Genomic DNA, 13142 nt, shown 5'->3' on the forward strand with positions numbered 1-13142 from the left:
GATGATTCCCGCACTACGGGCGTCGGCATGGTAAACCGAAAGTCGCGCCGTTCACGCCCGGCGCTGGCGCATTCAAAGGGCGGTTTGTCGTTTTGCGCGCGCCTGGGCAATGGCAGTCACCAGCATGTCACCGGTCACCGGCTTGCGCAGGAAGCCATCGAACCCGGCCGCCAGGACCTGGGTCTCGGCGTAGGCATCGGAGCGCGCGGTGACCGCCACCAGGGGGAGTTCATAGCCCATGGTGCGCAGCTGGCGAGCGATGGCGGTGCCGTCCAGCGCGGGCAGATCGAGATCGAGCAGGCCCACGTCAAAACCATCGGTGGCAATCTCCGAAAGCGCGCCCAGGCCATGCAGCACGTGCACCACGTCGTGGCCACGGCCACGCAGCAGGCCGGCGATGACCTCGGCCACGGTCGCGTCATCTTCCACCAGCAGGATGCGCAGCGGCGGCAGCACCGGCAGCACCGGCGACTCGCCCGGCGCATTGGCGGCCTGCCGGATCCAGGGCAGCGGCAACCACACCCGGAATCGCGCGCCCTTGCCCGGCTGGCTGTCCACTTCGATGCGTCCGTTCATGGCCACGGCCAGCTCCTGGCAGATCGCCAGGCCCAACCCGCTGCCGCCATAGCGCGACGCGGTGCGCGGGCCGTCCGCCTGTTCGAAGCGATGGAACAGCCGGTCCTGCTGCTCGGCGTTGATGCCCGGGCCGGTGTCATGCACTTCGAAGCAGAGTCCGCCACCGTTCTCTTCCAGGCGCACGGCCAGGCCGACGTGCCCGCGCTCGGTGAACTTGATTGCATTGCCCAGCAGGTTGAGCAGGATCTGCCGCACGCGCATCTCGTCGCCGCTGACGCTGATCGGCCCCGGCGGATCGCCCCCACGCTGGAACCCCAGGTTGCGCTGCTTCGCCATCGGCTCCATCAACGCCTGCACCTGGTCGAGCAGGCCAGCCAGATCGAACGGGCGCAGGTCGAGCTCCAGCCGGCCGGCCTCGATGCGGGCCAGATCCAGTGCGTCATTGACCAGCCGCAGCAGGTGGCTGCCAGCCTGCTGGATCGAGCCTGCATAGCTGCGCTGCACCGCATCCAGCGGGGTGGCCAGCAGCAACTCGCTCATGCCGAGCACACCGGTCATCGGCGTGCGCACCTCATGGCCCAGCGTGGCCAGGAACCGGCTCTTGGCCTGGGAGGCCTGCTCTGCCAGTTGCTGCTTGTGCACGGTCAACTGCCATTGCTGGCGGCGGCGCAGGCGCGCACGGATCGACCACACCAGGATAAGCAGCAGCAGCGAGCCGATCAGCAGGTAGCCGAAGATCGCCATGCCGCTGCGCCACCAGGGTGGCAGCACCTTCACCTGCAACCGCTGTGAAGGCGTCCACGTGCCACTGGCCGTTGCCGCCTGGACTTCAATGACGTAGCTGCCGGTCGGCAGCCGCGACAGCGTGCGCTGGCCGTCACCACCCTGCTCCACCCAGTTCTGGTCGTAGCCCTGCACCCGGAAGCGGTAACGGTTGCCCTGCGGATTGGCATAGGAAAGCAGTCGCGCATCGATCTGCAGATCACGATCATCCGGCCCCAGCAACAGCGTGCCGGTGGTCGGCAGCGGTTGCCAGCCGCGGGCATCATCACGCCGCACGCGGACCTCGGCGATCACCAGCGACGACGGCGGCAGCACCGCATCGGCAGCATTCACATCGAACACGACCAGGCCGGTCTGGGCCACCGCGAGCACGCGACCATCGGCATTCACCGCCGGCGGCCTGCTGGTGAACTCGGCGTCGGGCAGGCCATCGCGTTCGTTGAACTGCTGCAGGCGGCGCGTCTTCGGGTCCCACCGCAGCAGGCCACGTGGCGTGGTCGCCCACAGGCGGCCGTCTTCGGCAAGCGCCAGTCCGCCCATGCTGACCGAGGGCACGCCAGCACTGCCATCGATGCGCTGGATCAGGCGCAGGCTCATGCCATCCCATTGGTAGCGTTCCAGCGCGCCCTGCCGGGCCAGCCACAGCTGCTGCGGATCCACCCACACCAGATCGTAGATCAGCCCGCGCGAAACACCCGGCACCGCTTCGAAGCGCCCGGCCTGTTCACGCCAGATCCCCATGTCGCCCATCACCCAGGCCTTGCCCTGGGCATCAAAGCGGATCTGCTCAACCGGTGAATCGGCGGTCTTGCGGAGATCCTCCAGCGGGTAACTACGCAGCACGCGGCCATCGGCGCTGCGCTGCTGCAGGCCCAGGTTCATCACCGACAGCCAGACCGTGCCATCGGGGGCCTGCCGCATCAGATCGATGCGCTGGCGCAGATCGGCTCCCCCATCGATATGCCAATCGTGCAGCGCGCGGGTGGCCGGGTCGTACACGCTGATGCGGCCGGCACGCCCCAGCCACAGGCGCCCGTCCGGCCGCGGCAGCACCGACCACACCGCCCCGCTGCCGATCTCGCGATCGCTGGCCAGCAACTTCAGTACTCCCTGCACGTCCAGCTGGTACACGCCATGCGCTGAGCCGACGTAGTAATTCCGGCCATCACTGGCTGCACTCAGCAGGTACTGGCTGTCCAGCGGCTTGCCGTCAAGCTGGTTCCAGATCGAAAACCGGCGCCAGTCCGGCGGCAGGTAGGCCAGGCCCTGGGTCAGCAGCGCCACCCACAATCCGCCCTCATGGTCCTGCATCAGATCAAGCACACCGCTCTGGGCAGTGAGGAAGCCACTGCCGCGGTCGCCGTCGAGCCGCCGCAGCATGCTGGCATCTCCACGCAACAGGCCATCGGAGGTGCCCGCCCAGTAACCGCCCTGGCGATCGGCCAGCACCAGTGCCGAACGCAGGTGTGCACTGTCGGCCCAGCGCGGACGGCTGACCCGGTCCTGCGCGTCGATACGGTAGAGGCCGTCATTCTGGCTGCCGGCCCAGATCGAGCCATCGGGGTCGCGGCTCAGGCGCAACACACTCAGCGCCCCCAGTTCGCGCGGCGCGACAGCCTCGAATCCAGTCCCGTTCCAGCGCGCAATGCCCGCCTCGGTGCCGATCCACAGTCGCCCCTGCGCGTCGACGAGGCTGCTGTAGATGGTATTGCTGGGCAACCCGCCAGGACGGGCCGGATCATGCTCGAAGAAGCGCAGGCTGCCGTCTTCACCGAAACGGCAGACGCCATGGCCACTGGTGCCGATCCACAGTGCATCCTCGGCGTAGGCCAGCGTCCAGAACTGGCTCATGCAGGGGCCGTTGACCGCATCGAAGGTCTTGAAGCGTTCGCGGTCGGCATCCAGCCGGGCCACGCCCTTGCCATTGATGCCGACCCAGACGCGGTCCAGGGGATCGACCAGCAGGGTCTCGATCTCGTTGCCGGGCAGCGAGCCCGGCTGCTCCGGATCATGTTCCCAGACCCGCAGGTTGCCGCCGTCATAGCGCACCAGGCCACCATCGGTGGCCGCCCAGATATGGCCCTGGCGGTCCTCGGCCAGCGCCAGCACCATGCGCGAGGGCATGCCTTCAGCTGCACCGAAACGGCGCAGGCGCGGTGTTTCCGCCATGTCGAGGGCCGTGGCCGCCGTGGCGAACGCCATCAGCAGCAGCCCCATTCCCGCGATGCCTCGGCACCACAGGCGCCAACCGCTCGTCATCCTGAACCCCCTGTCCTGTCCCGATTGTCACACAGGGCCGGGTTCATGGCTGCAACAGCCTGTTTCCACCGGTGGACCCACCACGAACTGTTGCAGCCATGCACGCAACGTTGGCGGGGGGCTGTGCGTATGATCGCAACGTCCCCCTTCCGGAGCCCGCCATCGATGCGTCCCTGCCTGGCCCTGCTGCCGATGCTGCTCGCCACCGCCCCCGCCTGGGCGGATGCAGATACCTATCGCCTCGATCCGGTGCATACGCGTGTGCTGTTCACCATCGACCACGCGGGTTACTCGCAGGCGATGGGGACGGTCTCCGGCAGTGAGGGCCGCCTGCAGTTCGATCCCGACAACTGGCGCGAGGCCACACTGGATGTCGAGGTCCCCGTGTCGCGATTGGACCTTGGTGATGCCAAATGGAATCAGGCCACGCTGGCCCGCAGCCTTCTGGATGGCGAGCGTTTCCCGAAGGCACATTTCGTCTCCAGCCGGGTCGAACCGATCGATGCCAGGCGCGCCCACGTGATCGGTACCCTGACCCTGCGCGGCGTCAGCCAGGAAGTCACCCTGGACGTGACCCTCAACGCCATCAAGCGCTACCCCCTCCCCCCGTTCCGACGCACCGCCGGTTTTTCCGCCAGCACCACGCTGAGCCGGCGCGCGTTCGGCATCACCGCCTGGCCGGGCGTCATCGGTGATGCAGTACAGCTGAGGATCGAGGCTGAAGCCACCCTCGACCGCAGCGACGCCCCGGGAACTCCCGCTCCCGTTCCGCACTCCGACCCCAAGACGGCCCGCTAGAGGACCTTTCATGACCGCCAAGAACACCCCCGCCGCCTGGGGGAGTGTCAGCCAGATCCTGCATTGGTTGATCGCACTGCTGATCCTCGCCCTGGGCGTGGTCGGCCTGACCATGGGCGAACTGCCCAAGACGCCCAAGTACTTCTGGGTCTACACCGCACACAAGTCGATCGGCATCACCGTACTGGCGCTGGTGCTGTTCCGCCTCGGCTGGCGCCTGTACGCCGGCGCCCCCAAGCCGGTGCCGGGCGTGCCCAGCTGGCAGGAGCGCATCGCCAGCGCCACCCACGTGCTGTTGTATGTGCTGATGTTCGCCATCCCGCTGTCGGGCTGGCTGTACGACTCGGCCAGTGGCCTGCGCCCGTTCCGCTGGTTCGGCCTGGTTGATGTGCCCAAACTGAGTGGCCCGGATCCGCAGGTCGTCGCGGTGTCCCACGCCATCCACGAATACGGCTTCTGGCTGTTGATCGCGGTGGTGCTGGCCCATGCCGGCGCTGCCTTCTACCACCACCTGTTCCAGCGCGATGCAACGCTGTCCCGCATGTTGCCGCGCGGCTGGCTCGCCTCCCCTCAGAAGGACTGACCGATGAACCTGAAACTGACCACTCCGGCCGCCGTGGCCGCCGCCCTGGCCGGCATGCTGGCCACCGCCCCGGCGCTCGCCGCGGACTACGCCCAGGCCCCCGGCGCCGGCTCGATCCTGGTGTTCGCCACCAAGTACGACGGCGAAGTGTTCACCGGCAGCTTCCCGGGCTTTGCCACCAAGCTCAGCTTCGACCCGGCCAACCCGGCCGCCGGTTCGCTGGACGTGGTGATTCCGCTGGCCGGTGCCAAGAGCGGCAACAGCGACCGCGACTCGACCCTGCAGACCGCCGACTTCTTCAACGTCGGCAAGTTCGCCACTGCGCGTTACACCGCCAAGGGCTTCCGTGCGGTGGGCAACGACCAGTTCGCCGCCGACGGCACGCTGGAGCTGCGCGGCGTCAGCAAGCCGGTCACCCTCACCTTCACCTGGAAGCCGGGCACCCAGCCGGTGTTGACCGGCAAGGCCACCGTCAAGCGCCTGGACTTCGGCGTCGGCAGCGGTGACTGGGCCGACACCAAGACCATCCCGGACGAAACCGCGATCAGCACGATCGTGAAGTTCGACGCGAAATGATCAACGGGCCGGGGCACCGCCCCGGCCATCATCTCCGGTGGTGCCGGCCGCTGGCCGGCAACCTCACCGATGCGGGCAGGTGCCGGCCAGCGGCCGGCACTACCGTTCGACGGCCAGCCAGGCTTGAACCGCAGCCGCGTCGAACGGCCAGTCCAGCTCACGGTCGCCGCGCTCGTCGCGCAGCACCGGCACCCGCGCGCCGTAGCGCGATTCCAGCGCTGGCTGGTCATCCAGGAACACCGATTCGAATTCCGGCGCCCGGGCCTTGGCCAGCTCGGCCAGCGCCATGTCGCACAGGTGGCAGTCGTCACGCTGGAACAGAGTCAACACCGGCAGGGTCCCCTTGGTGGAAATGCTGCGCCGCAGCCATTGAAGTGCGGCGTGAACCGCTAGAATAGCGGTCTCTTCCGGTACCCGCAGTACGGCAACCATGGCTGTCAGCACGTTCGACGTTTTCAAGATCGGCATTGGCCCGAGCTCCTCGCACACCGTCGGGCCGATGAAGGCCGCCGAGCGATTCATCCACCGCTGGCTGCTCGACCCGGGCCGCCTGCACGAGGTCGCGCGCATCCGCGCCGATGTCTATGGCTCGCTGGCGCTGACCGGCCGCGGCCATGGTACCGACAAGGCGATCCTGCTCGGCCTGGAAGGGCAGCGGCCGAACCTGATCGACCCGGACATCATCCCGGCCACGCTGGAGCGCATCCGCAGCAGCAAGCGCATCCAGCTGATGGGCCAGCACGAGATCGCCTTCGACGAGAAGCGCGACCTCGGCATGAACAAGCGCCAGAAGCTGCCGTACCACACCAACGGCATGCGCTTCACCGCGTACAACGCCGAGGACGAAGTGATCGCCACCCGCGATTATTACTCGGTCGGTGGCGGCTTCGTGGTCAACCAGGACGACGCGGCCGATGACCGCATCGTGCCCGACGAGACCCCGCTGCCCTACCCGTTCAAGAGCGGCGACGAGCTGCTGGCGCAGACCGCACGCAGCGGCCTGAGCATTGCCCAGTTGATGTTCGAGAACGAGAAGTGCTGGCGCAGCGAAGACGAGATCCGCGCCAACCTGCGCGAGATCTGGAGCGCGATGCAGTCGTGCGTCGCGCGCGGCATCCGCGAGGAAGGCGTGCTGCCGGGTGGCCTGAAGGTCGGCCGTCGCGCACCGGCGCTGTACCGCGAGCTGTCGTCGAAGCCGGAAGCGGCGATGCGCGATCCGCTGACGACGCTGGACTGGGTCAACCTGTACGCACTGGCGGTGAACGAAGAAAACGCCGCCGGTGGCCGCGTGGTGACCGCACCGACCAACGGTGCGGCCGGCGTGCTGCCCGCCGTGCTGCATTACTTCGACCGTTTCTGCCCGGGCGCCAACGAGCAGCGTGTGTTCGACTTCCTGCTGACCTCGGCGGCGATCGGCATCCTGTACAAGGAAAACGCTTCGATTTCCGGTGCCGAAGTGGGCTGCCAGGGCGAAGTGGGCGTGGCCTGCTCGATGGCGGCCGGCGGCCTGGTCGCGGCGCTGGGCGGCAACCCGAGTCAGATCGAGAATGCTGCGGAAATCGGCATGGAACACAACCTGGGCCTGACCTGCGACCCGATTGGTGGACTGGTGCAGATTCCGTGCATCGAGCGCAATGCGATGGGTGCGGTGAAGGCGATCAATGCCTCGCGCATGGCGATGCGCGGCGACGGCAAGCACAAGGTGTCGCTGGACAAGGTGATCAAGACCATGCGCGATACCGGCCGCGACATGCAGGACAAATACAAGGAAACCAGCCGCGGTGGCCTGGCGGTGAACGTCATCGAGTGCTGATGGCCGCAGCCAGGCATGGCCTGGCTCTACCCTGCAGCCGGGCATGAGCCCGGCTCAACATCGGACGACACCGTCACCGCGTTCCGGTTAGGCTCGGGGCTCCCCTACCCCGGATTGGCCCCATGCGCGTGATCGCTGCCGCCCTGCTTGCCTGCCTTCCACTGCCTGCGCTGGCCGCGCCCACCTACGGGCCGCGGCTGGAGGGTTTCGACTACGGCTATCCGGTGAAGATCTTCGCACTGGAGTCGCAGCGGCAGCCACTGGAAATGGCCTATCTGGATGTCCTGCCCAAACGCCGCGCCATCGGCGTGGTGGTGCTGCTGCACGGCAAGAATTTCTGCGCAGCTACCTGGCAGCAGACCATCGCGCCGCTGCTGAACGCCGGCTACCGGGTGATCGCCCCGGACCAGGTGGGCTTCTGCAAATCCAGCAAGCCCGAACGCTACCAGTATTCGTTCGCGCAGCTGGCCGCCAACACCCATGCCCTGCTGCAACAGCTGCAGCTGGGTGATGTACCGGTGCACCTGGTCGGTCATTCGATGGGCGGCATGCTGGCGGTGCGCTACGCGCTGATGTTCCCGCAGGACCTGCGCAGCCTGTCACTGGTCAATCCAATCGGGCTGGAAGACTGGAAGGCGCTGGGTGTTCCCTGGCGCAGCGTGGACACGTGGTACGCCGGCGAAATGAACATCAGCTATGACAGCATCCGCCGCTACCAGCTGGACGTGTACTACGACGGCAAATGGAAGCCGGCGTATGAACCGTGGGCGCGGATGCAGTCGGGCATGTATGAAGGCCCGGGCAAGCAGGTCGTTGCGTGGAGCCAGGCACTGGCATCGGACATGGTGTTCAACCAGCCGGTGGTCTACGAACTGAAGAATCTGCAGGTGCCGACCACGTTGTTCATCGGCCAGAAGGACCGCACCGCGATCGGCCGTGACCTGGCGTCGCCTGCGGTGAAGGCGACGCTGGGCAATTATCCGGTGCTGGGCAAGTCGGCGGCCGCGACGATTCCCGGCGCGACGCTGCTCGAGTTCGCCGAACTGGGCCATTCGCCACAGGTGCAGGACCCGAAGCAGTTCAACAACGCGTTGCTGAAGGCGTTGAAGTCCCGCTGACCAGCAGGCGTGCTCCTGTCGAGCCGAGCATGGGCTTGGCTCGACAGGAACGCTGCGATCAGCCGACGATCCGCAGCACGTCATCCAGCAACGCGGCGGCGGTGACTTCCGCGCCCGCGCCCGGCCCCTGGATCAATAACGGCTGGCGGTGATAGCGATCGCTGTGGATGGCCACGCGGTTGTCGGTGCCTGCACCCTGCGCCAAGGGGTGATCGGCCGGCAACTCGCGCAGGCCTACCTGCGCACCCTCGCCATCAACGCGGCCGACGAAACGCAGCACACGACCATTGTCGCGTGCCTGCTGCCAGCGCGCCTGCAGCGGCGCATCCAGCTGCTCGAGCGCAGCCACCGCATCCTCCAGCGGCAGCGCTGCCAGCGCTTCAGGCACCAGTGAATCCACCTGCACCTGCGAAGCATCCAGCGCCAGCCCGCTGCTGCGCGCCAGGATCAGCAGCTTGCGGCGCACGTCCTCGCCAGACAGATCCAGACGCGGGTCCGGTTCGGTATAACCGGCCGCCAGCGCCTCGCGCACCGCCGCCGAGAACGGCGATTGGCCGTCATAGCGATGGAACAGCCACGCCAGCGAGCCGGACAGCACGCCCTCGATGGCGGGATGTGGTCGCCACCGGCTACCAGCGCGCGCAGGCTGCTCAGCAACGGCAGGCCGGCACCGACGGTGGCGCTGTCGCCATAGCGTGCGCCACTGTCTGCGCAGCTCTCGGCGATGGCCGTGGCACGTGCCAGCTGCGCACCGCGGCCCAGCTTGTTGGCGGTGACCACGTGCACCCCACGCGCCAGCCACTGCTCGTGACGTGCGGCCACATCTTCGCTGGCAGTGGCATCGACCACCACGTCACCCCGTTCCAGCCCTTCGGCGCTCGCCCATGGCGGTGAGCTGAGACCGTCACGCGGTGCGCGTCGTGCCAGCTCCAGAGGCAACGCCAGATCACGGTCGATCGCCAGTGCGGTGCGCGAATTGGCCAGCCACTGCACGCTGGGCAGTTCCAACCCGCGTGCCTGCAACGCCTGGTAGCGCTGCACGAAGGCAGAGCCCACCGTGCCGGTGCCGAGCAGCGCCAGGCGTCCCACGCCCAGCGCAGGAATGTCAGCAGCGAGCGCGCTCATGCATCCACCACCTGTTTGCGGCGCGCAGCCGCATCAATCACGGCTTCGGCGCGCTGCAGCGCTGCGCCGAGATCAGCCAGCAGGTCACGCTCGGCCTCGATGCCGACCGACAGGCGCAGCAGGCCTTCGCTGATGCCGGCGGCCGCGCGCGCTTCAGCGGTCATCGCCGCATGGGTCATGGTGGCCGGGTGCGCGATCAGGCTTTCGACGCCACCCAGCGATTCGGCCAGGGTGAAGCAGCGCAGGCCATCGACGAAGGCACGCACTGCGGCATGCGGATCATCGCCTTCGCAGTCGGCCAGTTCGAACGACAGCATCGCGCCGAAGCCGCTTTGCTGGCGCGCGGCGATGGCGTGGCCCGGGTGATCGGCCAGGCCCGGGTAGTACACCGCGCCGACCGCCGGATGCTGGTCCAGCAGGGCGACGATCGACGCGGTGTTTTCCTGGTGCACGCGCAGGCGCGCATCCAGCGTGCGCAGGCCGCGCAGGGTCAGGAACGCATCGAACGGCGAGCCGGTCAGGCCCAGCGCGTTGCCCCACCACACCAGCTGCTCGTGCAGCGCCGGATCGCGCGCGACCACCGCCCCACCGACCACATCGCTGTGGCCATTGATGTACTTGGTGGTGGAATGCAGCACAAGGTCCGCGCCGAACGACAGCGGCTGCTGCAGTGCCGGCGACAGGAAGGTGTTGTCGACTACCACCAGTGCACCGGCCTTGTGCGCGGCCTCGATGACGAAGCGCAGGTCGGTGATGCGCAGCAGCGGGTTGGACGGGGTTTCCACCAGCACCAGCTTCGGCTGCGTGGCCAGCGCCTGCGCCAGTGCGCGCGGATCGGTCAGGTCGGCGGTGACCAGCTCGAAGTGGCCCTTCTTCGCCAGCGCATTGAACAGGCGCCAGCTGCCGCCGTATGCATCATGCGGCACCACCAGGGTGTCGCCCGGCTGCAGCAATGCGTTCAACACCAGGTTGATCGCACCCATGCCGGTGGCGGTGATGACGCCGCCGGCGCCGCCCTCCAGTTCCGCCAGCGCCTCGCCGAGCAGGTCACGGGTCGGGTTGCCACTGCGCGTGTAGTCGTACTGGCGCTTGTTGCCGAAGCCTTCAAAGCTAAAGTTCGACGACAGCACGATCGGCGGCGTGACCGCACCATGCGCGGTGTCCCGATCGATGCCGGCACGGACGGCGGCAGTGGTGCGACTACAGGACGGCTCGTTTGCGTGCAGGCTCATGCGGACTCTCCAGAAGTGCGGAAGGCGGTGGCGAGGATCGCGTCGATGCGATCGGTTTCTTTGAGGAAGGCGTCGTGGCCGTAGGGCGAGCGCAGCACGCGCAGACTGCCGCGCGGGCCCAGCCCTTCGACCAGACCGACCAGGTCGGCCAGCGGCACCAGGCGGTCACCCTCCACCGCGACAACTACGGTGGGCGGCAGGATCGCGGTGGGGTCGACGCGGTGCAGGTCGATCGATTCGGACAGGCGCAGGTAAGCGGTCACCGGCGTGCGCGCGACGTACTGCGCACCGGCCGCATCGAGATAATCTTCGGCGGCCACGCGCACACGGCCATTGATCACTTCCGGTGCGGCGTCGAAGCGCTCGCCGAATTCTTCCGGGGTGCGGTAGCTGAGCATGGCGAACTGCCGGGCCAACGCCAGACCGTGGTCTTCGCCGCACTGCAGCTGGCCCAGCGCGACCGCGCGGCGCTGCAATGCGCGCCAGGCGGCGGCATACGGATGCGGGCGATGCGCGCCACTGGCCAGCACCAGCTGGCGCACGCGTGCACGGTGGCGGATCGCGAACTGCTGGCCGACCAGCGCCCCGTAGGAGTAGCCCACGAACGCCTTCAGCGTGCGGATGCCGAGATGGTCCAGCAGCAGCGCCAGTGCATCGGCCTGGTCGGCGGTATCGATCGGCACATCCAGTGCACCGTCGGCGCCGATGAAGTCGAAGGCCAGTACACGCAGCTGCTGCGGATCCAGCGCGCGCCCGCTGCCGACCAGGTCTTCGGCCCAGCCCTTCTCGCTGAACTGTGCATTGGACGCCACGTGGCGATGGGCGGAAATACCGCCGGCCAGCACCACCACCGGCGCATTGGCCGGGCCGACCCACTCATAGCGCAGGCGCACCGGGCTGGGGCCGGCGTGACGCATCGACAGCACCGCGGCGAACTCACCGCGCTCGGCATGCACGCGGTCTTCGACCGGCACGCTGACGGGGACAAAGGGTTCGGGGCGAAGCGCGGTACTGGCGGCGAAGCTCATGGCGGGATCCGGTTGGGGAATCGGCCATCGAGCCTTCGCGGGGCCCGCGTTCGAGATGCACGTGTGGTGCATGGTTCGAACCATCTTTCGGTGGACGCCACGGTCCCCGCAGGATTTGGCACCTACGCAGACGCTTTCGCATCCGCGGGCTGCCCCGGCTTCAAAGGGCCTGTCCCTCTGCCGGTCTCGATGGTGGAGCCACGATGCCAGCCCTTTCCGGCACTGTCAATCCCTTCATGCGGATAAAGCGATGAATATTTTCAACGTGACTATGCGAAGGCGGTCGCGGTCGTCCTGTTCAGGATCGGCTACAGTCCCGGCGGTCCCTACCCTCTGGAACCACTGATGCTGCGCCTGCCCCTGACCTGCCTGCTGATGTCCCTGCTGGCGAGCACGACGGCCAGCGCCGGTGACTGGCGCCAGGGCTGGGGACTGGTTTCCCCCGCCACCTCAACCACCCACGCTGGCAGTGCCGAGGGCGCCGCCCCCATGGCCCGGCTGCGCCTGCAGCCGGTCGGCACGCAATGGCAGGCCCGGATCGACAATGGGCTGGCAGGACCGCTGCAGATCGAACTGCGCGCTGCACCCGGACGCCCGGTCGAAGGGCTGCCGCTGCAATCGCTGATCCAGGGCGACAGCAGCCTGGTGGTCGGTCATCTGCCCGCCCCGCTCGATGGCCGCACGCTGGATCTGCGCCTGCAGTCGGTGCCGGGCAACCCGGCCGCACAGGCCGAAGATGTCGCCTATCGCCTGCCGTTCGATGCGGCCCGTCCGCGCGTGGACCAGGCGCCGCAGGGCCGGTTCAGCCACGATGACGAGGAGAACCGCGACGCGGTGGACTTCGCGCTGCCGGAGGGCACCCTGGTGTTGGCCGCGCGCGAGGGGACGGTGATGCAGATCCAGGATGGTTTCCGTGGCAACGGCCAGGACCGCGAACGTGATGGTGCCCGCGCCAACTTCATCCGCGTGCTGCACAGCGACGGCAGCATGGCGCTGTACGGCCACCTGCAGGCCGGCGGCATGCGCGTGCGTCGCGGCCAGGCGGTGGGGGCCGGGCAGCCGCTCGGCCTGTCCGGCAACAGCGGCTTCAGCAGCGCGCCGCACCTGCACTTCGTGGTGCAGGTCAACCGCGGCATGGGCCTGCGCTCGGTGCCGGCACGGATCTTCGCCGAACAGGGCCAGCTGCAGTTCGCCCGCCAGGACGAGGTCGAGGGCGGCATCGGGCGCTGAACGGCCCCGGCCGGTATAATC

At 68.0% G+C, this 13142-nt stretch carries 10 protein-coding genes, 1 pseudogene and 1 riboswitch; of the genes and pseudogenes, 6 read left to right on the forward strand and 5 right to left on the reverse strand.

Annotated elements, in window-relative coordinates; translation table 11 throughout:
• Window positions 1-72 precede the first annotated feature (72 nt).
• Window positions 73-3618, reverse strand: coding sequence for a hybrid sensor histidine kinase/response regulator (locus tag ACZK3J_RS17125; protein ID WP_478476097.1), 3546 nt, complete (start codon window positions 3616-3618; stop codon window positions 73-75).
• Between the two features lie 165 nt (window positions 3619-3783).
• Between ACZK3J_RS17125 and ACZK3J_RS17130 the strand changes: the two genes are divergently transcribed.
• Genes ACZK3J_RS17130 through ACZK3J_RS17140 form a run of 3 tightly spaced genes read left to right on the forward strand, consistent with a single transcriptional unit; the run spans window position 3784 to window position 5575 of the window.
• A complete protein-coding gene (locus ACZK3J_RS17130) occupies window positions 3784-4416 on the forward strand; it encodes a YceI family protein (protein WP_049461928.1) in 633 nt (210 codons plus the stop codon).
• 10 nt (window positions 4417-4426) lie between these two features.
• Window positions 4427-4999: a cytochrome b gene (locus ACZK3J_RS17135; RefSeq protein ID WP_005410672.1), complete on the forward strand. Its 573-nt coding sequence runs from the start codon at window positions 4427-4429 to the stop codon at window positions 4997-4999.
• A gap of 3 nt (window positions 5000-5002) precedes the next feature.
• A complete protein-coding gene (locus tag ACZK3J_RS17140) occupies window positions 5003-5575 on the forward strand; it encodes a YceI family protein (protein WP_010482754.1) in 573 nt (190 codons plus the stop codon).
• 99 nt (window positions 5576-5674) lie between these two features.
• Here the strand turns inward: ACZK3J_RS17140 and ACZK3J_RS17145 are convergent, their stop codons facing one another.
• Window positions 5675-5905, reverse strand: coding sequence for a glutaredoxin family protein (locus ACZK3J_RS17145; protein WP_032127830.1), 231 nt, complete (start codon window positions 5903-5905; stop codon window positions 5675-5677).
• A 100-nt stretch (window positions 5906-6005) separates the two neighbouring features.
• Between ACZK3J_RS17145 and ACZK3J_RS17150 the strand changes: the two genes are divergently transcribed.
• Both ACZK3J_RS17150 and ACZK3J_RS17155 read left to right on the forward strand, forming a co-directional pair.
• Window positions 6006-7388: an L-serine ammonia-lyase gene (locus ACZK3J_RS17150; RefSeq protein WP_024956918.1), complete on the forward strand. Its 1383-nt coding sequence runs from the start codon at window positions 6006-6008 to the stop codon at window positions 7386-7388.
• Window positions 7389-7510: 122 nt separating this feature from the next.
• The gene (locus ACZK3J_RS17155; protein WP_478476098.1) at window positions 7511-8506 is read left to right on the forward strand and encodes an alpha/beta fold hydrolase; all 996 of its coding nucleotides are present in this window, start codon (window positions 7511-7513) and stop codon (window positions 8504-8506) included.
• 58 nt (window positions 8507-8564) lie between these two features.
• On the opposite strand, the pseudogene ACZK3J_RS17160 reads toward ACZK3J_RS17155, so the two are convergent.
• From ACZK3J_RS17160 to metX, 3 genes and pseudogenes are all read right to left on the reverse strand, one after another.
• Window positions 8565-9631, reverse strand: a pseudogene (locus ACZK3J_RS17160) (homoserine dehydrogenase family protein).
• Entirely contained in the window at window positions 9628-10863 is a 1236-nt protein-coding gene (locus tag ACZK3J_RS17165; RefSeq protein ID WP_032127792.1) for an O-succinylhomoserine (thiol)-lyase, read from the reverse strand. Before ACZK3J_RS17165 ends, ACZK3J_RS17160 begins: the two are co-directional and overlap by 4 nt.
• Entirely contained in the window at window positions 10860-11891 is a 1032-nt protein-coding gene (gene metX / locus ACZK3J_RS17170) for a homoserine O-succinyltransferase MetX (RefSeq protein WP_049401407.1), read from the reverse strand. Before metX ends, ACZK3J_RS17165 begins: the two co-directional genes overlap by 4 nt.
• A 77-nt stretch (window positions 11892-11968) precedes the next feature.
• Window positions 11969-12087, reverse strand: a riboswitch (SAM riboswitch).
• 149 nt (window positions 12088-12236) lie between these two features.
• Between metX and ACZK3J_RS17175 the strand changes: the two genes are divergently transcribed.
• Window positions 12237-13121, forward strand: a complete 885-nt coding sequence (locus tag ACZK3J_RS17175) for a M23 family metallopeptidase (protein ID WP_478476099.1) — start codon at window positions 12237-12239, stop codon at window positions 13119-13121.
• Window positions 13122-13142: the final 21 nt, after the last annotated feature.

The organism is Stenotrophomonas sp. 86428_Sma (genome assembly GCF_056481585.1).